This is a genomic window from Pseudomonas putida, from assembly GCF_028682635.1.
Lineage (GTDB): Bacteria > Pseudomonadota > Gammaproteobacteria > Pseudomonadales > Pseudomonadaceae > Aquipseudomonas > Aquipseudomonas putida_AE.
Genome location: NZ_JANHLK010000003.1, coordinates 160,980 through 181,401, shown reverse-complemented (window position 1 = coordinate 181,401; position 20,422 = coordinate 160,980). Strand labels below are relative to the sequence as shown.

Genomic DNA, 20,422 nt, shown 5'->3' with positions numbered 1-20,422 from the left:
CATTGCGCCGAACACGCTTGCATCTGTCCGGCCCCATCAGTACAAAACGCCCTGAGCCGGACAGCAGCACTTTATCCATCGACCGTTCGCGCCAGTAAAAGCCTGAATTTGAGGAAGTACCTGAATGAAAAAGTGGCAATGTATCGTCTGCGGCCTGATCTATAACGAAGCCGACGGTTGGCCCGATGACGGCATCGCGCCGGGCACCCTGTGGCAAGACGTGCCGGAAGACTGGCTGTGCCCGGATTGCGGCGTCGGCAAAATGGATTTCGAAATGATCGAAATCAACTGAGACAATTAGAGGAGTAAGGAATGAACGCACCTGTCGTCATCATTGGTACCGGGCTGGCTGGCTACAACGTCGCCCGCGAGTTTCGCAAACTCGACAGCGAAACCCCGCTGCTGCTGATTACCGCCGATGACGGGCGCTCCTACTCCAAGCCCATGCTCTCTACTGGATTCGGCAAGAACAAGGATGCCGACGGCCTGAGCATGGCCGAACCGGGCGCGATGGCCGAGCAGTTGAAGGCCGAAGTGCGTACCCATACCCGCATCAGTGGCATCGACCCGGGCCACAAGCGGCTGTGGATCGGCGAGGAAGCGGTGATCTACCGTGACCTGGTGTTGGCCTGGGGCGCCGAAACCGTGCGCGTGCCCATCGAAGGCGACGCAGCGGATTGCATATTCCCGATCAACGACCTGGAAGACTACGCGCGCTTTCGCGCGGCAGCGGCCGGCAAGCGACGGGTATTGTTGCTGGGCGCCGGCCTGATCGGCTGCGAATTCGCCAACGACCTGACCCTGGGTGGCTACGAGGTGCAACTGGTTGCGCCGTGCGAGCAGGTCATGCCGACCCTGTTGCACCCGGCGGCGGCCGCAGCGGTCCAGGCCGGGCTGGAAAGCCTGGGCGCACGCTTCCACCTCGGCCCGGTACTCAATCGCCTGCAGCGGGTTGCTGACGGCCTGGAAGCCCATCTTTCCGACGGTCAGGTCATTCCGTGCGACGTGGTGGTCTCGGCCATTGGCCTGCGTCCGCGCATCGACCTGGCCGCGGCTGCTGGCTTGCAAGTCAATCGCGGCGTAGTGGTCGACCGCCACCTGCAAACCTCCCACGCCAACATCTACGCCTTGGGTGACTGCGCCGAGGTCGATGGGCTGAATCTGTTGTACGTGATGCCCCTGATGAGTTGTGCGAGAGCGCTGGCCCAGACCCTCGCCGGTAACCCGACGGTGGTCAGCTATGGTCCGATGCCCATTACCGTGAAAACTCCGGTCTGCCCATTGGTGGTATCGCCGCCACCACGGGGTTCGGAGGGCGTCTGGACGGTCGAAGGGCAGGGCGCCGACATCAAGGTTTTATGCCGCGATAGCAACGGCAAACTGCTCGGATATGCCCTGACAGGCGCGGCCGTGATGGAAAAACTGGCCCTCAACAAAGAGCTTCCGGCACTGCTGGCGTAAATACCGGTCGTTCTGTCGGAATAACCCCCCTTTTGCTCAAACATTGGCCGCGCCGACACTGGCGCGGCTCCTCGCTGCGTGCCATCCTCACTCCCGTCTGCCGCAGAGTAGAGCACCTGCGGCGCTTTGGGCGCTGCTCCGCAGAGAGCAGCACGGACATAACAACAACAAACCGTCAAAGGGGCTTCACTCATATGCGTAAACCAGAACTCGCCGCAGCCATTGCTGAAAAAGCAGATCTCACCAAAGAGCAGGCCAACCGCGTCCTCAATGCCGTTCTCGAAGAAATCACCGGCGCCCTGCACCGCAAGGACAGCGTGACGCTGGTAGGTTTCGGCACCTTCCTGCAACGCCACCGCGGTGCCCGCACCGGCAAAAACCCGCAAACCGGTGAGCCGGTTAAAATCAAGGCCAGCAACACTGTTGCGTTCAAGCCGGGTAAGTCGTTGAAGGATAGTGTTAATCCGTAATTCGCATGCCCCTTTGCGGGGCTGCTGAAAAAATGGGCACGCCAACAAGGTTGGGTGCCTATTTTTTTTGTCTCGACTCCGGCCTTTGCAGGAGCTGGCTTGCCAGCGAAGGCGGTGTGTCAGGCACCATCAAACTGCAAGCGATACGCGGCCGCCACCAATCGGAGGATCCTTAAGCTTGAAGGAAATTTCCGAAAGGTTTGCGAGAGGGGAAAATCAAAGGATCGCAGCCTGCGGCAGCTCCTACAGGAGAGTGCACGCGCGAGGTGGGGGGCTTACAAACGGCGAGTTTCAAATCCTTAAACACGGTTCGAAAATGATGAAATTGCTTACAAAATTGAGGAAGCATCCGACGCTTTTTTAAGGTTGGCCTTCGGAAGCGCGAAGGTTAGCGTGGTCACTCCAATATTCCTCGGAGATTCACCATGCCCAAGGTCAATGATTTACCCGCCGGATCGGAAACCGAAAGCACTACCCCGTACATGTCCGCGACTTCCAGAAAGTTGCACCAGGCTGCCAATCGCGCCCTGGACCATTACCTGAAACCCAATGCCCTGGTCATGACTGGCGCCCATACGCCCAGCACGATCTTTGTCGTGGCCCCGGACATCGACAACGAAACGCTGTTGGCCCACGCCTGTGAGTCGTTGGCCTCGGCGAACGTGATGGCGAGTGAAATCGCCGCGATGCTGGAAGGGGCGCACCGCAGCACGATGTTGGCGCTGCAGCAGGTGATCATGCTCGGTGAGTTGGCGGTCAATCGGGTGCTGGATAATGTTGCCCCGTCGCAACCTGTTTGAGCCCTAAAAGGAGAGCTGTCGTCAGTGACTTGGTAGTCATCGGCGTCAAAAAATCGGGCATCTCCTCCTAACGTATCGCGAAGGTGGCATTCTGGCTTTTAATCGCTACACTGCGCCGGCCGTTCATTTTTCTTTTGAGGCTGTGCACATGAAATTTCGTTTTCTGCTGTGGATGATGGGTCTATTGATGAGCCGGGCCAGTCGCTCCAATCCTGCGTTCCAGCAGCAGCTGGGTGACAAGGCGTTGGTGTTTCAGCTGCAGACCCTGGACGGGAAAGTAGCGCGGCACTTCCGGGTGAAGGATCAGCGCATTACCAGCAAGGCGGGTGTGCACGATGAGCCGGCGTTTGCGATTGCCTTCAAGGACGCGGCGTATGGTTTTGCCACGATGCAGGCGAAGAACAAGCAGTTGGCGTTCATGACGGGGATCCAGGACAAGTCGATTCAGATCAAGGGCAACCCGGCGCTGGTGATCTGGTTCCAGGGGTTGACCAAGTATTTGAAGCCGAAGAAGCCGAAGAAGGTGTAGGAGCAAGCTCGCTCCTAAAGGGGTGGCGTTCCGATGAGGTACTTCACCCCTGGCTGAATTGCGACACGAGTTCGCGCAGCATCACTTCGGCTTCAAGCACCTTGCTGACGACGTCTTCGGCCTTGGCGCGGCTCAGGCCGAGGCGCTCCAGCAGGGCGTCGGGGATGTCTTCGTCCGGTCCGGAGCCGATGCCTCGGCTGCGCAGCAGGCGCACGGCGAGGCACACCAGGTTCGGGTACTCGGCGAACGTGCCGTCGTAGGTCGGGTCGTGCTGGAAGCGCAGCGCGGTGGTGAGCTCTTCCGGCATGTCCCAGTAGCGCATCAGCCATGAGCCGATCTGTTCACGGCTGATGCCCAGCAGGTGTTGTTCCACAAAGCTGTGGCACAGGTGCGGGTTGACCTCCATGTGCCGGCAGATCAGCGAGAAGTGCGGCGGGAACACGTGGGCCAGCAACAGGTAGCCGAAGTTGTGCAGCAGGCCCGCCAGGTAGGTCAGGCCCGCTTCCGGGCGCTGGGCGCGGGGCATGGCGCGGGTCAGGCCTTCGATGACCGCGGCCGTGTAGATCGATTGCTGCCAGTACGGTGTGCTGTGTTGCGGGCGGTCCTTGGGCAAGCTCAGGGTTTTGCCCAGGGCCAGGCCCAGCGCCAGGTTGATCACCAGGTCGAAACCCAGTACCCGGACGATCGCGTCTTCCACCGAACGGATCTTGCCCGGTGAGGCGTAGTACGGCGATGCCGCCCAGCTCACCACTTGTGCGGCCAGCGCCGGGTCGGTTTCGACCACGCCGGTAATGTCGTCGATGGTGGCGTTGGGATCGACGCGCAGCTTGATGATCTTCTGCGCCGTTTCGGCCAGCGGTGGAATCTCGATGGTCGCTTCCAGTCGTTGCTGGATGCGGCGCGCGGTGAACGCCTGGACGGCCTGGGAGATTTCCTCGCGGTCATCGTCAGGGCGATCGAGGTTGGGGCGGATGCTGCTCAGGTTCTCGCCGAAGTTGGCGGCGCTGGCCTTGGTCAGCATGGACCGGAAGGCTTCACTGCTGATCTCCAGCAGTACGCCCGGCTCCCCCGAGTTGACCAACACCATGGGCTCGCGCAACAGGCTTTCTTCGTACAGGCAGGGCGAGCTGGTCAGCGATGGCAAGCCCGGCAGCAGGCTCAGGTGGTGCTTGCCGAGCATTTTTTCCAGGCGTTCGGTCGACACGGCCGTGAGCCGCCGGCCGGTGAGTTCGGTCAGGCGATTGAGGTCGAGCAATTGACTCTGCGGATACAACACCATCAGCGAACCGACACTGTCATCGAGCAGCACGGCCTGGACTTTGCGCGCGGCATTCAGGCCATGATGGTCGAGCACTTCTTCGAAGGTGATGCCCATTTTTTCCAGCAGCAGACGAATGACCGACGGAGCGTGCGGAGTATCAGGTGCGAGGGCAACTTCGGTCATGGTCTGTATCCGGTTCAAAACAATTTCAGGAGTATAACCAGCTTGCTCAAAGCCATGGCCTGGAAACTGAGACGGTGCTCACACTTGGCCGTATTGCTGCCCATGGCGCAACCAACGGTCGAGTAATGGGCTGACATGCTCAGGCCAGCGTTCCAGCAAGGCCTGGGCGGCGTCGCGTACGGCGGGCAGCAGATCGGCGTCGCGCATCAGGTCGGCGACCTTGAATTGGAGCAGGCCGGTTTGCCGGGTGCCGAGCATTTCGCCGGGGCCGCGCAGCTCGAGGTCCTTTTCGGCGATCACGAAGCCGTCGTTGGTTTCGCGCATGATACCCAGCCGCTGGCGCCCGATCTGTGACAACGGCGGATGATAGAGCAGCACGCAATGGCTGACCGCGCTGCCCCGTCCGACGCGGCCGCGTAACTGGTGGAGTTGCGCCAGGCCCAGGCGTTCGGGGTTTTCGATGATCATCAGGCTGGCATTGGGCACGTCGACGCCGACTTCGATCACGGTGGTGGCGACCAGCAGCTGCAGGTTGCCCGCCTTGAACTGGGCCATCACTTCGGCTTTTTCGGCAGGTTTCATGCGGCCGTGAATCAGCCCCACTTTCAACTCGCCGAGGGCCGCGGTGAGGTCTTCGTAGGTGGTTTGCGCGGCCTGGCAGGTCAACTCTTCCGACTCTTCGATCAGCGTGCATACCCAGTAGGCCTGACGCCCTTCGGCGCACGCACCCCGTACCCGTTCGATGACTTCGACGCGCCGTGTATCGGTGATCAGTACGGTGTTCACCGGGGTTCGGCCAGGTGGCAACTCATCGAGGATCGAGGTGTCGAGGTCGGCGTAGGCGCTCATGGCCAGGGTGCGAGGGATCGGTGTGGCAGTCATGATCAACTGATGCGGGCACATGCGCCCGCCGACCCCTTTCTGCCGCAACGCCAGGCGTTGTTGCACGCCGAAACGGTGCTGTTCATCGATGATCACCAGCGCCAGGTTCTGGAACTGCACTTCGTCCTGGAACAGCGCGTGGGTGCCTACCACCATGGGTGTGCCGTTGGCGATCTGCTCCAGCGCGCTCACACGGTTCTTGCCCTTGAGCTTACCGGCCAGCCAGGCGACTTCGATGCCCAGCGGTTCGAGCCAGCGCTTGAAGGTGATGTAGTGCTGCTCGGCGAGAATCTCGGTCGGTGCCATCAGCGCGACCTGATAACCCGCCTCCAGGGCCTGCAGCGCGGCAAGCGCGGCGACCACTGTCTTGCCGGCGCCGACGTCACCTTGAATCAGGCGCAGCATCGGCTCGTGCTGACTGAGGTCGTAGGCAATTTCGTTGCCGACCCGCTGCTGTGCGCCTGTGGGGCTGAAGCCGAGGTTGGCCAGGTACTTGCCCGGCAGCCGGGTGGCCTTGGGCATCGCCGGTGCGCGCAGCGAACGCATGCTCTCGCGCAGCCGTTGCTGGGACAGTTGATGGGTCAGCAGTTCTTCGAAGGCCAGGCGATGCTGGGCCCAGTGATGTCCCAGGGCGAGTTCGTCCACATCGGCATCGGCAGGCGGGTTATGCAGGTAGCGGATCGCATCGGCCAGCGGCGCCAGTTGGTAATCCCGGGCCAGCTCCTTTGGCAGCCAGTCGGGCAGGCTGCTGGGGCCGAGCAGGGTCAGGGTTTGCATGCACAGCTGGCGTAGGCGCTGTTGAGTCAGGCCTTCGGTGAGCGGGTACACCGGGGTCAGGGTTTCATCCACAGGCGGCGGTTCGTCGCCGGTGATGGCGCGGTATTCCGGGTGGTAGATCTCCAGCCCCGAGGCGCCGGGCCGCACTTCACCGTAGCAGCGAATCCGTGTGCCGCGCTTGAGGCCTTCTTTCTGTGCATTGCTGAAATGGTAGAAGCGCAGGCTCAGGCCGCCGGTGCCGTCCTGCATGCGCACGACGAGGCTGCGGCGCCGGCCCATGACCACGTCGGCGCCGCTGACGGTGCCTTCGACGACGGCGTCCTGTCCCGGTCGCAAGTGGCCGATCGGCACCACGCGGGTGCGATCCTGGTAACGCAGCGGCAGGTGAAACAGCACGTCCTGGAGATTTTCCAGGCCGACCTTGGCGAGTTTTTCGGCCATGGCTTCGCCAACACCCTTGAGTGCCGTCACCGACACTTGCGACAACTCGGTCATGGCGTTGCTTAACCCGCCGTTACCGGTGCCGCGGGTTTGGCCACCGAGCACAGGCGAATGGAATCAGCGAGGATTTCAATGGCCTTCGGCCGCGGGAAGCTCGCACGCCAGGCGATGGCCACGGTGCGATAGGGCGCTGGTGGCGACAGCGGGCGAACTTCGATCACACCGGGGGCGTAGTGATGGCTATCGACTGCCGACAGCGGCAGGATCGAAATGCCGAGGCCGGAAGCCACCATGTGACGGATGGTTTCCAGTGAGCTGGACTCCACCGTGGTGTGCTTGGCGCCGTCGTTGCCCTTGGTCAGGGTCGGGCAGGCTTCGAGTACCTGATCGCGGAAGCAATGGCCTTCGCCGAGCAGCAGCAGGCTCTTGTCGTTGAGCAGGCTGGCGTCGATGGTTTCTTTCTGTGTCCACGGGTGCTGGGCCGGCATCAGGACATAGAACGGCTCGTCATAGAGCTGCAAGGTCAGCACGTCGGCTTCGTTGAACGGCAGGGCGATGATGATCGCGTCGAGCTCGCCGTTGCGCAGTTTGTCCCGCAGCACGTGGGTGAAGTTTTCTTCGATGTACAACGGCATCTGCGGGGCAACCCGGTGCAGTTGCGGAATCAGGTGCGGAAACAGGTACGGGCCGACGGTATAGATCGCACCGACCTTCAGGGGGGCGGTGAGCTGGTTCTTGCCGGCCTGGGCCAGTTCGCGGATGCCTTGGGCCTGTTCAAGCACTTTTTGCGCCTGGGCGACGATCCCTTCGCCGACCGGGGTCAAGCGCACGGCGCTTTTGCTGCGCTCGAAAATCAGCACACCGAGTTCGTCTTCAAGCTTTTTCACGCCCACCGACAGGGTTGGCTGGCTGACGTGACAGCGCTCGGCGGCATGGCCGAAGTGCTGTTCTTGGGCGAGGGTAACGATGTAGCGTAATTCTGTGAGGGTCATAGCAAGCGTCCATGAAGTTGCAGGCCAAGCATACCGGCTGCAATCGATAGACGCACGTTATCAGACTGTGTGTGCCGCGTGACACAGGGCAATGCAAAAGGCAAAAAAGATCGCAGCCTGCGGCAGCTCCTACACGGGTTACTGCGATCCCTGTAGAGCTGCCGAAGGCTGCGATCTTTTGATTTGTTGCGTTTACCGCCGACGCTTCTCCAGCGAATAAACAAACGGCGCAACAATTTCGATGGAGCCATTGGTCAGCATGTCTGCCGGTGGCTTGGGCAGCGGTTGCGCGCGGCGGATCATTTCCAGGGTTGCCCGGTCCAGGTCCGCGGTGCCGGAGGCACCCACCAGCTCAAACGACAGCACGTTGCCTTCCCCGTCCACCACAAAGCGCAGCCGGTTCATGCCTTCCTTGCCCCGAGCCTGTGCACTGGCCGGGTACTTCTTGTACTTGGCCAGGTGGGCGAGCAGGGTGCCTTGCCAGCTCGCTTTGGCGGCCAGTTGAGCAGGGGATGGACCCGGCGCAGGCTGGGCGGATTTCTCCGTCGGAGCCGGGGTCGGTGGCGCCTCGCTCGGCTTGGCTTCCGACGGTTTTTCCTTCGGCGGCTCGGGCTTTTTCTCTACCGGCTTGGGCGGTTGCGGTTTCGGCTTGGGTTTGGCCGGCTTGGGCACGGCAATCTCGGCCTTCGGCGCTTCGGCAAGCTTGGGTATCGGCAGTTCTTCAACCGGTGCGGGTGGCTGCGGTGGCGTGACGACCTTCGGCGGTGCAGGCGGTGGCGGGGCGGGAACCGGCGCCAGCTCGACCATCATTGCCTGGGGCGGCAATTCGATGGGCGGGTGGGCGGTCCAGTTCACAGCCAGCGCGATCGCTAGCGCGTGAACGCCCAGCACGATCGCCAGGCTACCGCTGTAACGCGTCAGCTTATGGCGCGTAGTGATCATTTCTTGGCTGCCGTCTCAAGTCCGACCAGGCCCACCTTCAGGTAACCGGCGGCACGCAGATTATCCATCACGCTCATCAGGTCGCCATAATCCACGCCTTTGTCGGCCTGGAAGAAGATCGTCGTGTCTTTCTTGCCCTGGGTCCTTGCGTCGAGCGTGGCGCCCAGTGCTTCGGCCTTCACTTCGTCTTCGCCAAGGAACAGGCGCTGGTCAGCCTTGACGCTGAGGAACACCGGTTTCTCCGGCCGCGGCGCCGGTTTGGCGGTGGACGCAGGCAGGTCGACCTTGATGTCCACGGTGGCCAGCGGAGCCGCCACCATGAAGATGATCAGCAACACCAGCATCACGTCGATGAACGGCGTGACGTTGATTTCGTGGTTTTCGGACAGATCGTCGTCTGCCCCTTCTTTCAAATGCAGGCCCATGGCCGATTACCCCACTTTCACCATGTGCGGATGCGAGCTGCGCTCGGGCTGGTGGTCGAGGTCGCGGCTGACCAGCAGCAGGACTTCTGCCGACGCATCGGATACCTGCGCCTTGTAACCGGCGATGGAGCGGGCGAACACGTTGTAGATCACCACCGCAGGGATCGCTGCAACCAGGCCCAGTGCGGTCGCCAGCAGGGCTTCGGCGATGCCGGGGGCGACGACGGCGAGGTTGGTGGTCTGGGTCTTGGCGATGCCGATGAAGCTGTTCATGATGCCCCATACGGTACCGAACAGGCCGACGAACGGCGCGGTGGAACCGATGGTGGCGAGCACGCCAGTGCCGCTGCTCATGTTGCGACCGCAGGCCGCCACCAGGCGCTCAAGACGGAAGCTGACGCGTTCCTTGATGCCTTCTTTCTCGCGGCTGCTGGCCGACAGATGCATTTCTTCCAGGGCGTCATGAACCAGCAGGTTGGCCAGGGTGCCTGGTTTGGTCGCCGATGCGGCGGCTTCCTTGAGCGTGGCGGCTTTTTTCAAGTGCAAGATTTCAGTGCGCAGACGACGCTTGGCACCCATCAGCTCAAAGCCTTTGGCGATCCAGATGGTCCAGGTGATGATCGAGGCGATGGCCAGGCCGATCATCACGATTTTCACGATGATGTCGGCGTTCTGGTACATGCCCCACGGCGACAGGTCATGGGCCATGCCCAGGGTGTTGTCGGCTTCGAGGACTTCGGGAGCGTCTTCACCGATAGCATCTGCCGGTACTGCCTGGGCAGGATCGGTCGCGGCCGGCGTGACTGCCGGAGCGGCGTGGTCGGTCGGAGCAGGTACGGCGGCCGCAGCCGGGGTGGCGGGGGCTTGTGCGTCAGCAAAGGTGGCAGTTGGCGCCAGCATCAGGCTGAGTAGCAGGGCGGCCACCGCGCTCCAGGCGCGAGGTCGTTTGGTTGGCGAAGCGGAGAGTTGATTACGTGTCATGCTGGGCCGGACCTGAGAGGAAAAGACAGTTAATGTTCTTCCAGGCCTCGTGAGGCCGAGAACAAAGTGGTCCGCATTATTGCAATTAATTCTTGTTAACAGAAGTAATAGCGTCTCTTTTTTTCCTGTATTGCTAGCCGCTCGTCCATTGCCAGCGCTGGTTTGTCCCTTTTTGAGGAGAGTTTCCTGATGTCCGCACCCTCTGTTTTGATCGCCGGTTGCGGTGATGTCGGCAGTCGCCTGGCCACGCAATTGCTGGCTGGCGGGTGGGAGGTCCATGGTCTGCGCCGTGACGTTTCGCGCCTGCCCGACGGCGTTGTCGGGGTGGCCGGCGACTTGTTCGACAAAGAATGTCCAGCGACCTGGCCGGTCGGTGCGGTGGATTACCTGGTGTATTGCGCGGCCGCCACCGATCACGATGAGGCCGGTTACCGCGCCGCCTATGTCCAGGGCCTGCAGCATGTGCTGGAGTGGCTGGGCGACTATGGGCAGGTGCCTAATCGCCTGCTGTTCGTGTCCAGCAGCAGTGTCTACGGCCAGCAGCAGGGCGAGTGGATTGACGAGGCGTCGCCAGCCGTGGCGGCGGGTTATTCAGGGCGTGTGATGCTCGAGGCCGAGCAGATTGCGCTCAACAGCGGCATCCCGGCCAGTATCGTGCGATTGACCGGCATCTACGGCCCGGGTCGCGAGTGGTTGCTGACTCAGGTTCGCCGGGGGTATCGCGTGGCGGTCGATCCACCGCTTTACGCCAATCGAATTCATGCCGATGACGCCGCCGGGCTGATGGCCTGTCTGCTCGAGGCGGATCGGCGTGGCGTGGCACTGGATGACGTTTATATAGGCGTTGACGACGCGCCCGCAGCGCTGGCGGATGTGGTGGGCTGGCTACGTGAATATCTGGGGGTGACCGAATGGGCGGAGGACGCCACTGTGCGCCGTACGGGGAGCAAGCGTTGCAGCAATGCGCGGGCGAGGGCGTTGGGTTGGGTGCCGAAGTATCCGAGTTTCCGCGAAGGTTATGCAGCGATCATTGAAGGGCGTTGCTGATTTGTAAACGCCACAAATCCCTTGTAGGAGCGAGCTTGCTCGCGAAAGCGGCCTAACAGGCAACAAATTGTTGAATGTTATGGCCTCTTCGCGAGCAAGCTCGCTCCTACAGGAGTTATGTGTTGCTTATTGCTTCTCGAGCAACCACTTGCGGTTACCCGGCGTGTACTGGGGCATTTCGTCTGCCTGGGCGGCATTCACGGCCTGGAAAATTTCCAGTTCCTTGCCTTTGCGGGCAAAGATCCAGGGGTTTCCCTGGCCATTGAGTTGCAACCACATGTTGTCGTTGCCACCGCTCATCGACGCACAGTCACCCGCCAGGCACAGGGCATAACGATCGGCTTCCGGCAGCCCGATGACCTGGCCGTCGGCCTGGAATTGCACGCTATTGCCTTCGCCGGGGCCGCTGACGACCTTCCAGCTACCGCCCATGTACGCCGTGTACAGTGCGCGTTCGAAGCTGGCGCCCATCGGTGCACCATCCGGAACCGGAATCGGCGCGCGGTCGAAGACCTGCTCGGGTTCGTTGTCGCTGGCGGCCTGGCTCAGCTGCTTGCCGTCTCGCTTGAGCTCGCTGGCAGAGCTGCCATAAAAGTCGACTTTCCAGGCGCCGGACTGCTCGCCCAGCAACTTGCCTTCGACATTTTCAAAACCATTGGTGTAGCGGGCCTGGCTGGCCTTGGTGTTGACGTCCCACTCCAGGTTCGGACCATAGGCCTGGAGGGCTTCACGCAGGGGGCCGCCTTTGGCCGCAGCATCGATTGCCGCCTGGTTGATCCAGGTGCCACTGATATCACGGTCGGCAGGGTTGCTGGCACAACCGCCCAAGAACAGGGCGACCAGCGAGAGGGCTAGCGCAGCGCGCATGGTGGAATCCTTTCAAAACGCTTTTTATACATACGGCAGCGGCGCAGCCTTCAGAGGGCTGCGCCGGACGTATTACTCGATGACCAGGATGGCATCCATTTCAACCTGCGAACCCTTTGGCAGTGCGGCTACGCCGATGGCGGCGCGGGCAGGGTAAGGCTGGTCGAAGTACTTGCCCATGATCTCGTTGACCTTGGCGAAGTGGCTCAGGTCGGTGAGGAAGATGTTCAGCTTGACGATGTCCTTGAACGAACCGCCAGCGGCTTCAGCCACGGCCTTGAGGTTCTCGAACACCTGGACGGTCTGGGCTTCGAAGCCTTCGACCAGTTCCATGGTTTTCGGGTCCAGGGGAATCTGGCCCGACATGTAGACGGTGTTGCCAGCCTTGATCGCCTGGGAGTAAGTGCCGATGGCGGCCGGGGCCTTGTCGCTGGTGATAACAGTCTTGGTCATGAATGACTCCTTGTAAGGGGATGGCTTAGGCGCGCATGCGGGTGATGCGAATCACCCCGGTCAGGGCGCGCAGTTTCTTGATCACGCGGGCCAGGTGCACACGGTCGTGTACGCTGACCACCAGTTGGACCACGCTGATGCGACCATCGCGTTCATCCATGCTGATTTTCTCGATGTTGCCGTCGGCCGCGTTGACGCTGCTGGCCAACAGGGCGATCAGGCCGCGCTGGTGTTCCAGCTCGACGCGCAGTTCGACGTTGAATTCGCCGGTGACATCCTTGGCCCACGAGAGCTGGATGCATTTTTCCGGGTTGTGGCGGATTTCGCTGATGTTGCGGCAGTTGTCCAGGTGCACGACCATGCCTTTGCCGGCGGACAGGTGGCCGACAATCGGGTCGCCCGGGATCGGCGTGCAGCACTTGGCGTAGCTGAGGACCAGGCCTTCGGTGCCACGAATCGCCAGCGGGCCTTCCGGACTTGGCAACTGCTCGCCTTCGCCCAGCAGGCGCCGAGCCACCACATAGGCCATGCGATTGCCCAGGCCGATGTCTTCGAGCAAATCTTCGATCAGTTCCAGGCGGTACTCGGCGAGCATCGCCTTGACGCGCTCTGCCGGGATTTTTTCCAGCGAGCTGTCGAAACCGTTGAGCACCTTGTTCAGCAGGCGTTCGCCCAGGCTGATGGACTCGGAACGGCGCTGCAGTTTCAGCGCATGGCGAATATGCGTGCGCGCCTTGCCGGTGACCACGAAGTTGAGCCACGCCGGGTTCGGCCGTGCGCCCGGAGCGCTGACGATCTCGACCGTGGAACCGCTTTGCAGCGGTTCGGACAGCGGCGCGAGGCGACGGTTGATCCGGCAGGCAATGCAGCTGTTGCCGACGTCGGTGTGCACCGCGTAGGCAAAGTCGACCGCCGTGGAGCCCTTGGGCAGCTCCATGATCCGGCCTTTGGGCGTGAACACGTAGACCTCGTCCGGGAACAGGTCGATCTTCACGCTCTCGATGAATTCCAACGAGTTGCCGGCACGTTGCTGCATTTCCAGCACGCCTTTGACCCACTGGCGCGCACGGGCGTGGGTGCCTTTTGGCTGCTCGTCGCCGCTGGATTTGTACAGCCAGTGGGCAGCGATGCCGTTGTTGGCCATCTCTTCCATTTCACGGGTGCGGATCTGGATCTCGATCGGTACGCCATGCATGCCGAACAGCGTGGTGTGCAGCGACTGATAGCCGTTGGCCTTGGGGATCGCGATGTAATCCTTGAAGCGCCCCGGTAATGGTTTGTACAAATTATGTACAGCGCCCAGTACGCGGTAGCAGGTATCGACCTTGTCGACGATGATCCGGAACGCATACACGTCCATGATCTCGTTGAAGGCCCGGCGCTTGCCGCGCATCTTCTTGTAGATACCGTAGAGGTGTTTTTGGCGACCGCTGACCTCGCCCTGGATGCCATCGATGGCCAGGCAGTGGCTGAGGGATTCTTCGATCTTGTTGACGATTTCCTTGCGGTTACCCCTGGCGCGCTTGACTGCCTGGTAGATCCGCGCGGAACGCATCGGGTGCATGGCCTTGAAGCCGAGGTCTTCGAATTCTATGCGGATGGCGTGCATGCCCAGCCGGTTGGCGATGGGCGCATAGATTTCCAGGGTTTCCTTGGCGATGCGCCGGCGCTTTTCGCCAGACAGCACTTCCAGCGTGCGCATGTTGTGCAGGCGGTCAGCCAGCTTGACCAGGATCACGCGAATGTCGCGGGCCATGGCCATGGCCATTTTCTGGAAGTTTTCAGCCTGGGCTTCGGCCTTGGTCTCGAAGTTCATCTGGGTCAATTTGCTGACCCCGTCGACCAGTTCGGCCACGGTTTCGCCAAATTGCGCTTGCAGCGCTTCCTTGGCAATGCCGGTGTCTTCGATCACGTCATGCAGCATGGCCGCCATCAGGCTCTGATGGTCCATGTGCATGTCGGCAAGAATATTCGCCACCGCAAGGGGATGCGTGACGTACGCCTCGCCGCTACGGCGGCGTTGGCCGTCGTGGGCTTGTTCGGCGTAGAAATACGCTCGGCGGACCAGGTTGACCTGGTCTTTGCCGAGGTAGGTCGATAAGCGATCGGCGAGGGCGTCTATGCTCGGCATGATGTCTCCTGCCGTAAGCTTTTATCCCGCGCCGTGCTACGTCGACCAGGCATAGGCTTAGACGGCCTCGTTGGACTCGTCCTCGAATGCAGCGAAAAGCGGTTCATCTTCAACGATTTCGGCTTCTGCGATAGCTGCGTAGTCGATCAGGCCTTCAGCGATTTCACGCAGGGCGACGACGGTAGGCTTGTCGTTTTCCCATGCTACTTTCGGCTCTTTGCCGCCGGTGGCCAGTTGACGGGCACGCTTGGTAGAGAGCATGACCAGCTCAAAGCGGTTATCCACGTGTTCTAGGCAGTCTTCAACGGTTACGCGGGCCATGGTCTTCCTCGTAGCAAATGCAATATGCGCGCTGCCCGGATGGGCAAGCGGACTCAACAGTTTAAAAAATCACCAGCGATTAGGGAAGCGCTGATTTTTTGACCAAGCCCTTCAACGCGCTGCAAGTGCCAATGTAAAGCCCTTGCAGCTGTTTTGGGAAGCCCTCTTTAGCCGAGCAATTCAGCCAGCAATTTGCCAAAACGTTGCTGCTGGCGTTTCTGCTGCAGCTGATTGGCGCGGAAAATCGCCTTCAGATCGTGCAGCGCGTGGGCGAAATCGTCGTTGATGACCAGGTAGTCGTAGTCGACGTAGTGGCTCATTTCGCTGACGGCTTCGCGCATCCGGCCGTCAATGATCTCGTCACTGTCCTGGCCACGGTTGGTCAGGCGCTGATGCAGTGCCTGCAATGACGGCGGAAGAATGAAGATCGAGCGGGCCTGGGGCATCAGCTTGCGCACCTGCTCGGCGCCTTGCCAGTCGATTTCCAGAATCAGGTCGTGGCCTTCATCCAGGGTCTGTTGCAGGTGGCTTTGCGAAGTGCCGTAGAGATTGCCGAATACTTCGGCGCGCTCGAGGAAATCGCCGTGCTCGATCATCTTCACGAACTCGCTGCGGTCGACGAAGTGATAGTTCACGCCATTCACTTCACCGGGACGCATGGTGCGGGTGGTGTGGGAGACCGAGACGCGGATTTCCGGATCGGCGTCGGTCAGGGCCTTGACCAGGCTGCTCTTGCCCGCGCCGGAAGGGGCGGAAATGATGTACAGGGTGCCAGTGCTGTGGGTCATGTCGGGGTTGCCTTACTCAATATTCTGCACTTGTTCGCGCATCTGCTCGATCAACACCTTGAGGTTGACCGCAGCCTGGGTGCTGCGCGGGTCGAAGGCTTTGGAGCCCAGTGTGTTGGCTTCGCGGTTGAGCTCCTGCATCAGGAAGTCTAGGCGCCGCCCGGCGGCACCGCCGGACTTGAGCACCCGACGAACTTCGATGATGTGAGTGCTCAGGCGATCCAGTTCTTCGGCGACGTCGCTTTTCTGCGCGAGCATGACCATTTCCTGCTCCAGGCGCTGCGGGTCCATCTCGGCCTTCATGTCGGCGAAACGGTCGAGCACTTTCTGGCGCTGGGTGGCGAGCATTTGCGGAACGAGCTCGCGCAGGGTCACCACGTCTTCTTCGATGGACGACAGGCGCTCGTTGATCAGTCGCGCCAGCTCCGCGCCTTCGCGCTCGCGGCCGGCCTTGAGTTCCTTGAGGCCCTGGTTGAACAGTGCCAATGCCTCGGCGTTCAGCGCTTGCGGGTCGCTTGCATCGCCCACCAGTACGCCGGGCCACGCCAGGACTTCGAGCGGGTTCAGCGCCGCCGGATTCTTGATCAGGCTGGCGATCGTCTCGGCGGCTGCAACCAGCTGCGCCGCGCGTGCCTGATCCACTTGCAACGCTTTGCCGGTGTTCTCCTCGGTGAAGCGCAGCGTGCATTCGAGCTTGCCCCGCGATACGCCCTGGCGCAAGGCTTCACGGACGCCGCCTTCAAGGTCGCGAAAGGATTCCGGCAGGCGCAGGTGGGGTTCGAGGTAACGGCTGTTGACCGAGCGCAGTTCCCAGCTCAGGGTGCCCTGGACCCCGGCTTTCTCGACGCGGGCAAAGGCGGTCATGCTGTGCACCATGGAGGGACCTCGCAATGCAGATCGGCGCGCAACTGACGTTCCGCCGATCCGATATCAATGAATTTAAGCTGACGGGCAGCAAAGGCGCAGGATTGTAGCGCAGTGGCGTGGATGCGCCCAAACACAGGGTGTTACAAAGGCCTGCTCGTCGTCGGTTGCGGGCCGTGCAGAGCCTTCGCTGGTCCGAGGATTTTTTTAGAAGTGCCCAGTCGGGGCTGGCGGCTCTATAATGCTCCGCAGTTTTCCGTCCCCGTACAGGTATCCCTTATGAAACGTCCAAGTGGTCGCGCTGCCGATCAGCTCCGCTCGATCCGCATTACCCGCAACTACACCAAACACGCCGAGGGATCCGTGCTGGTCGAGTTCGGCGACACCAAGGTCATCTGCACCGTCAGCGTCGAGAACGGCGTGCCGCGGTTCCTCAAGGGCCAGGGCCAAGGCTGGTTGACGGCCGAGTACGGCATGCTGCCGCGCGCCACTGGCGAGCGTAACCAGCGTGAAGCCAGCCGCGGCAAGCAAGGCGGGCGTACCCTGGAAATCCAGCGCCTGATCGGCCGTTCCCTGCGCGCTGCGCTGGACATGTCCAAGCTGGGCGACGTCACCCTGTACGTCGACTGCGACGTGATCCAGGCTGACGGCGGTACACGCACCGCGTCCATTACCGGCGCCATGGTTGCCCTGGTCGATGCCTTGAAAGTGATCAAGAAGCGTGGCGGCCTCAAAGGTGGCGACCCGCTCAAGCAAATGATCGGCGCGGTGTCGGTGGGCATGTACCAAGGCGAACCTGTGCTCGACCTCGACTACCTGGAAGACTCGGCTGCCGAGACCGACCTGAACGTGGTGATGACCAGCACTGGCGGCTTCATCGAAGTCCAGGGCACTGCCGAAGGCGCGCCGTTCCAGCCTGAAGAGCTGAACGCCATGCTGGAACTGGCGAAAAAAGGCATGAACGAAATCTTCGATCTGCAAAAGGCTGCACTGGCTGACTGATCGAATAGCCAGGACAAGGAGGACGCCATGGGTGACGAGCAACAGTTGCTTCCCGCACCGAGCAAAGAAGTTCGGCAGTGGGCAATGTTTTGTCACTTGTCCGCCTTGCTGGGCATCTGGATTCCGTTCGGCACGCTGCTCGGCCCGCTGGTCCTGTGGCAGATGAAGCGCGAGATGGACCCGTTCATCGACGCACAGGGCAAGGAGGCGCTGAACTTTCAGATCACCGTCGCCATTGCTTCTGCCATTTGCCTGCTGCTGATGCTGGTGATCATCGGGTTTTTCCTGTTTGGGCTGGTGGCGATCGGGGCGCTGGTCTTGACCATCATTGGCGGCGTAAAAGCCAATGAAGGGGTGCCTTATCGGTATCCGTTCACCTGGCGGCTGATCAAGTAACCCAGAAAAGAATCTCGATTTAAAATGAATGCCCCGACCTGTCGGGGTATTTTTTTAAACTCAATTTAGTCACAAACTGCAATGGTTCAATACGGGCCATGTGCTTGGCAATGAGACTTGGCGATTGTTAAAGTCCGCACTAAGTTATATTCACTAAGAAATATTTCGATACATTCAGACCATTGAGGGTCCCTGAATCTAAAACAAATCAGTGTTGAGATGAATCAACCTGTTCATGCGGCGTGTCCAGGTAAAAAGTTCGCCCATGAATGTAATTCAAGGAAACCATTAATGATTGAGCTCGATTTTTATGGAACACTTGTCGCCGCCTCTTTAGTTTTGTTATTGGGGCGCGGTCTCGTTGCACGTTTCGGTTTTTTACGCACTTATAATATCCCGGAACCTGTAGCTGGCGGCCTGGTGGTGGCCCTGGTTCTTTTGTTTTTGCGAGGCCTTGATGTTCAAGTTAGATTTGATACCTCGCTGCAAACTCCGTTAATGTTGGCGTTTTTTGCCACCATTGGCTTGAGTGCAGACTTCGCCAGCCTGAAGAAGGGCGGACGCGTAGTGGGGATTTTCCTGCTGGCGGTCACCGGACTACTGGTGGTCCAGAATGCCATGGGCATCGGACTCGCAACGACTCTGGGGCTCGATCCTTTGATGGGCTTGCTGACAGGCTCGGTTACCTTGGCCGGCGGCCACGGTACGGGTGCTGCGTGGGGAGCGACGTTCAGTGAGAAGTTCGGACTGGCGTCCGCTTCTGAACTGGCGATGGCCTCTGCGACCTTTGGCTTGGTGCTGGGAGGTTTGATTGGTGGGCCTGTTGCTCGCCTGCTCATCAACAGGGTTCAGGCACCTGGCCTTGAGCAAGATAAGCCGCGGCTGCCAAAGGGCTTCGAGCAGCCGAATAAAGAGCGCTCGATCACGGCCTTTTCGTTTATCGAGACACTCGCACTGATTTCGGTCAGCTTGCTGGCAGGCTCCCTCCTCAATGGACTGTTACGCGAAACCGCGTTTGAATTGCCGACTTTCGTTTGCGTATTGTTTGTGGGCGTACTTTTACGCAACGGGCTTTCAGCGCTTGGTGTGTATCAGGTGTTTGAGCGTGAAGTTTCGGTGCTGGGGAATGTCAGCCTGTCACTGTTTCTGGCGATCGCCTTGATGTCGCTCAAGTTGTGGGACTTGGCGGCACTTGCTTTGCCGTTCTTCATTATCTTGGCCGTGCAAACTTTGGTCATGGCACTGTTTGCGATATTCGTGACGTTCAGGGTCATGGGCAGTAACTACGATGCGGCCGTATTGGCGGCAGGGCATTGCGGTTTCGGACTGGGGGCTACGCCAACTGCTATCGCCAACATGCAAGCTGTGACACAGCGCTACGGACCGTCTCAAATAGCGTTCCTGGTGGTGCCAATGGTGGGTGCTTTCTTCATCGACATCATTAATGTAATTGTAATAAAGATGTACCTTGCTCTGCCGTTATTTGCCGCTGCCTGAAGATCAGGTTACATCCGGCCATAAAAAATGCCCGTATCTTGCGATACGGGCATTTTCCTTTACGGGCCAGACTCAGATAGTCAGCGTCCAGTCGTAGTCCACGATCAACGGCGCGTGTTGCGAGAACCGTGGCTGACGTGGCAGGCGCGCACTGCGTACGAAGCGGCGCAGGCCCGGGGTCAGGATCTGGTAATCGAAGCGCCAGCCGAGGTTGAGCATTTCGGCCTGTTCGTTATCCGGCCACCAGCTGTACTGATCACCTTCACGGCTGACTTCGCGCAGGGCGTCGACATAACCCATGTTGCCGACAATCTCGTCCATCCAGGCCCGTTCAGGCGCCAGGAAGCCCGGAGATTGCTGGCTGTCACGCCAGTTCTTGATGTCCAGTTTCTGTTGCGCCACGTACAGCGAGCCACAATAAATGTACTCGCGGCGTTTGCGCCGCTGCTTGTCCAGGTATTTGGCGAAGTCGTCCATGAGCTTGAACTTCTGGTTCAAGTCCTCATCGCCGTTCATCCCGGAAGGAAGCAACAGGGTTGCAATACTGACTTTGTCGAAATCTGCTTGCAGGTAGCGCCCGTAGCGGTCCGCCGTCTCGAAACCGAGACCGCTGATGACAGCCTTCGGTTGCAACCGCGAGTACAAAGCCACGCCGCCTTGGGCGGGAACTTCGGCGTCGCAGGCATAAAGGAAGTATCCATCCAGTTGGAAGGCTGGATCGTCCAGTTCAAAGGCGGAGGCGCGGGTGTCCTGCAGGCAGATGACGTCGGCATTCTGTGCCTGCAGCCAACTGAGCAAACCTCGCTCGACTGCAGCCTGAATACCATTGACGTTCACACTGATGATCCGCATAAATGGCCCCAAAAATCGCGTGCGTGTATGATACACGGCGTCAACCTAATTAGCTAAATC

At 60.4% G+C, this 20,422-nt stretch carries 22 protein-coding genes; 9 read left to right on the top strand and 13 right to left on the bottom strand.

From position 1 onward, the window contains the following. Positions 1–124 precede the first annotated feature (124 nt). The 5 genes from NPS56_RS05120 (at position 125) to NPS56_RS05100 (ending at position 3,260) form a co-directional block, all read left to right on the top strand. Entirely contained in the window at positions 125–292 is a 168-nt protein-coding gene (locus NPS56_RS05120; protein WP_003437744.1) for a rubredoxin, read from the top strand. Between the two features lie 20 nt (positions 293–312). After that, positions 313–1,461 carry an NAD(P)/FAD-dependent oxidoreductase gene (locus NPS56_RS05115; protein WP_274073732.1) on the top strand — a complete coding sequence of 383 codons (1,149 nt, stop codon included), beginning with the start codon at positions 313–315 and terminating at the stop codon, positions 1,459–1,461. A 194-nt stretch (positions 1,462–1,655) separates the two neighbouring features. Further along, entirely contained in the window at positions 1,656–1,931 is a 276-nt protein-coding gene (locus NPS56_RS05110) for an HU family DNA-binding protein (RefSeq protein ID WP_003213368.1), read from the top strand. Positions 1,932–2,356: 425 nt separating this feature from the next. Next, a complete protein-coding gene (locus tag NPS56_RS05105) occupies positions 2,357–2,731 on the top strand; it encodes a DUF6124 family protein (protein ID WP_274073731.1) in 375 nt (124 codons plus the stop codon). A 148-nt stretch (positions 2,732–2,879) separates the two neighbouring features. Further along, positions 2,880–3,260 (top strand): helicase, encoded by a 381-nt coding sequence (locus tag NPS56_RS05100; RefSeq protein ID WP_274073730.1) that lies wholly within the window; start codon positions 2,880–2,882, stop codon positions 3,258–3,260. A gap of 43 nt (positions 3,261–3,303) precedes the next feature. Here the strand turns inward: NPS56_RS05100 and NPS56_RS05095 are convergent, their stop codons facing one another. The 6 genes from NPS56_RS05095 to exbB form a co-directional block, all read right to left on the bottom strand. Next, positions 3,304–4,704 (bottom strand): aminoacyl-tRNA deacylase and HDOD domain-containing protein, encoded by a 1,401-nt coding sequence (locus NPS56_RS05095; protein WP_274073729.1) that lies wholly within the window; start codon positions 4,702–4,704, stop codon positions 3,304–3,306. 78 nt (positions 4,705–4,782) lie between these two features. Then, positions 4,783–6,858 (bottom strand): ATP-dependent DNA helicase RecG, encoded by a 2,076-nt coding sequence (gene recG / locus NPS56_RS05090; protein ID WP_274073728.1) that lies wholly within the window; start codon positions 6,856–6,858, stop codon positions 4,783–4,785. An 8-nt stretch (positions 6,859–6,866) separates the two neighbouring features. Continuing rightward, entirely contained in the window at positions 6,867–7,796 is a 930-nt protein-coding gene (locus tag NPS56_RS05085) for a hydrogen peroxide-inducible genes activator (RefSeq protein ID WP_274073727.1), read from the bottom strand. A gap of 192 nt (positions 7,797–7,988) precedes the next feature. After that, on the bottom strand, positions 7,989–8,738 hold the full coding sequence (locus NPS56_RS05080) for a TonB family protein (RefSeq protein WP_274073726.1): 750 nt from the start codon (positions 8,736–8,738) through the stop codon (positions 7,989–7,991). Beyond that, positions 8,735–9,163 (bottom strand): TonB system transport protein ExbD, encoded by a 429-nt coding sequence (gene exbD / locus NPS56_RS05075; RefSeq protein ID WP_008064483.1) that lies wholly within the window; start codon positions 9,161–9,163, stop codon positions 8,735–8,737. The genes NPS56_RS05080 and exbD overlap by 4 nt, the downstream gene beginning before the upstream one ends. Positions 9,164–9,169: 6 nt before the next feature. Beyond that, positions 9,170–10,144: a tonB-system energizer ExbB gene (gene exbB, locus NPS56_RS05070; RefSeq protein WP_274073725.1), complete on the bottom strand. Its 975-nt coding sequence runs from the start codon at positions 10,142–10,144 to the stop codon at positions 9,170–9,172. Positions 10,145–10,333: 189 nt separating this feature from the next. On the opposite strand from exbB, the gene NPS56_RS05065 reads away from it, so the two are divergent. Continuing rightward, positions 10,334–11,191 (top strand): SDR family oxidoreductase, encoded by an 858-nt coding sequence (locus NPS56_RS05065; RefSeq protein ID WP_274073724.1) that lies wholly within the window; start codon positions 10,334–10,336, stop codon positions 11,189–11,191. Between the two features lie 126 nt (positions 11,192–11,317). Here NPS56_RS05065 and NPS56_RS05060 read toward each other — a convergent pair whose 3' ends face one another. The 6 genes from NPS56_RS05060 to NPS56_RS05035 form a co-directional block, all read right to left on the bottom strand. After that, on the bottom strand, positions 11,318–12,058 hold the full coding sequence (locus NPS56_RS05060; protein WP_274073723.1) for a hypothetical protein: 741 nt from the start codon (positions 12,056–12,058) through the stop codon (positions 11,318–11,320). 72 nt (positions 12,059–12,130) lie between these two features. Then, positions 12,131–12,511 (bottom strand): RidA family protein, encoded by a 381-nt coding sequence (locus tag NPS56_RS05055; protein ID WP_003229509.1) that lies wholly within the window; start codon positions 12,509–12,511, stop codon positions 12,131–12,133. Between the two features lie 25 nt (positions 12,512–12,536). Then, positions 12,537–14,642 (bottom strand): bifunctional GTP diphosphokinase/guanosine-3',5'-bis pyrophosphate 3'-pyrophosphohydrolase, encoded by a 2,106-nt coding sequence (gene spoT, locus NPS56_RS05050; RefSeq protein WP_008062824.1) that lies wholly within the window; start codon positions 14,640–14,642, stop codon positions 12,537–12,539. 57 nt (positions 14,643–14,699) lie between these two features. Beyond that, complete coding sequence (gene rpoZ / locus NPS56_RS05045; protein ID WP_007921129.1) at positions 14,700–14,963, bottom strand: DNA-directed RNA polymerase subunit omega; 264 nt, start codon at positions 14,961–14,963, stop codon at positions 14,700–14,702. Between the two features lie 167 nt (positions 14,964–15,130). Continuing rightward, positions 15,131–15,751: a guanylate kinase gene (gene gmk, locus NPS56_RS05040; protein WP_274073722.1), complete on the bottom strand. Its 621-nt coding sequence runs from the start codon at positions 15,749–15,751 to the stop codon at positions 15,131–15,133. A 12-nt stretch (positions 15,752–15,763) separates the two neighbouring features. After that, entirely contained in the window at positions 15,764–16,627 is an 864-nt protein-coding gene (locus NPS56_RS05035) for a YicC/YloC family endoribonuclease (protein WP_274073721.1), read from the bottom strand. A 267-nt stretch (positions 16,628–16,894) separates the two neighbouring features. Here NPS56_RS05035 and rph point away from each other — a divergent pair, with 267 nt between their 5' ends. The 3 genes from rph to gltS all read left to right on the top strand — a co-directional run bounded on the left by rph (position 16,895) and on the right by gltS (position 19,510). Continuing rightward, a complete protein-coding gene (gene rph / locus NPS56_RS05030; protein ID WP_047535109.1) occupies positions 16,895–17,617 on the top strand; it encodes a ribonuclease PH in 723 nt (240 codons plus the stop codon). 27 nt (positions 17,618–17,644) lie between these two features. After that, the gene (locus NPS56_RS05025) at positions 17,645–18,013 is read left to right on the top strand and encodes a DUF4870 domain-containing protein (RefSeq protein ID WP_274073720.1); all 369 of its coding nucleotides are present in this window, start codon (positions 17,645–17,647) and stop codon (positions 18,011–18,013) included. A 291-nt stretch (positions 18,014–18,304) separates the two neighbouring features. After that, a complete protein-coding gene (gene gltS / locus NPS56_RS05020) occupies positions 18,305–19,510 on the top strand; it encodes a sodium/glutamate symporter (RefSeq protein WP_274073719.1) in 1,206 nt (401 codons plus the stop codon). Between the two features lie 72 nt (positions 19,511–19,582). On the opposite strand, the gene NPS56_RS05015 is transcribed toward gltS, so the two are convergent. Next, a complete protein-coding gene (locus tag NPS56_RS05015) occupies positions 19,583–20,362 on the bottom strand; it encodes an exodeoxyribonuclease III (protein ID WP_008062840.1) in 780 nt (259 codons plus the stop codon). Positions 20,363–20,422: the final 60 nt, after the last annotated feature.

Bases quoted from the DNA above. Each gene is read 5' to 3' on its own strand.
- NPS56_RS05035 (WP_274073721.1), bottom strand. From the start codon at position 16,627: ATGGTGCACAGCATGACCGCCTTTGCCCGCGTCGAGAAAGCCGGGGTC.
- gltS (WP_274073719.1), top strand. From the start codon at position 18,305: ATGATTGAGCTCGATTTTTATGGAACACTTGTCGCCGCCTCTTTAGTT.
- exbD (WP_008064483.1), bottom strand. From the start codon at position 9,163: ATGGGCCTGCATTTGAAAGAAGGGGCAGACGACGATCTGTCCGAAAAC.
- NPS56_RS05115 (WP_274073732.1), top strand. From the start codon at position 313: ATGAACGCACCTGTCGTCATCATTGGTACCGGGCTGGCTGGCTACAAC.
- NPS56_RS05080 (WP_274073726.1), bottom strand. From the start codon at position 8,738: ATGATCACTACGCGCCATAAGCTGACGCGTTACAGCGGTAGCCTGGCG.
- NPS56_RS05025 (WP_274073720.1), top strand. From the start codon at position 17,645: ATGGGTGACGAGCAACAGTTGCTTCCCGCACCGAGCAAAGAAGTTCGG.
- NPS56_RS05095 (WP_274073729.1), bottom strand. From the start codon at position 4,704: ATGACCGAAGTTGCCCTCGCACCTGATACTCCGCACGCTCCGTCGGTC.
- NPS56_RS05100 (WP_274073730.1), top strand. From the start codon at position 2,880: ATGAAATTTCGTTTTCTGCTGTGGATGATGGGTCTATTGATGAGCCGG.
- exbB (WP_274073725.1), bottom strand. From the start codon at position 10,144: ATGACACGTAATCAACTCTCCGCTTCGCCAACCAAACGACCTCGCGCC.
- spoT (WP_008062824.1), bottom strand. From the start codon at position 14,642: ATGCCGAGCATAGACGCCCTCGCCGATCGCTTATCGACCTACCTCGGC.
- NPS56_RS05120 (WP_003437744.1), top strand. From the start codon at position 125: ATGAAAAAGTGGCAATGTATCGTCTGCGGCCTGATCTATAACGAAGCC.
- NPS56_RS05110 (WP_003213368.1), top strand. From the start codon at position 1,656: ATGCGTAAACCAGAACTCGCCGCAGCCATTGCTGAAAAAGCAGATCTC.
- gmk (WP_274073722.1), bottom strand. From the start codon at position 15,751: ATGACCCACAGCACTGGCACCCTGTACATCATTTCCGCCCCTTCCGGC.
- NPS56_RS05055 (WP_003229509.1), bottom strand. From the start codon at position 12,511: ATGACCAAGACTGTTATCACCAGCGACAAGGCCCCGGCCGCCATCGGC.
- NPS56_RS05015 (WP_008062840.1), bottom strand. From the start codon at position 20,362: ATGCGGATCATCAGTGTGAACGTCAATGGTATTCAGGCTGCAGTCGAG.
- recG (WP_274073728.1), bottom strand. From the start codon at position 6,858: ATGACCGAGTTGTCGCAAGTGTCGGTGACGGCACTCAAGGGTGTTGGC.
- NPS56_RS05060 (WP_274073723.1), bottom strand. From the start codon at position 12,058: ATGCGCGCTGCGCTAGCCCTCTCGCTGGTCGCCCTGTTCTTGGGCGGT.
- NPS56_RS05105 (WP_274073731.1), top strand. From the start codon at position 2,357: ATGCCCAAGGTCAATGATTTACCCGCCGGATCGGAAACCGAAAGCACT.
- rph (WP_047535109.1), top strand. From the start codon at position 16,895: ATGAAACGTCCAAGTGGTCGCGCTGCCGATCAGCTCCGCTCGATCCGC.
- NPS56_RS05065 (WP_274073724.1), top strand. From the start codon at position 10,334: ATGTCCGCACCCTCTGTTTTGATCGCCGGTTGCGGTGATGTCGGCAGT.
- NPS56_RS05085 (WP_274073727.1), bottom strand. From the start codon at position 7,796: ATGACCCTCACAGAATTACGCTACATCGTTACCCTCGCCCAAGAACAG.
- rpoZ (WP_007921129.1), bottom strand. From the start codon at position 14,963: ATGGCCCGCGTAACCGTTGAAGACTGCCTAGAACACGTGGATAACCGC.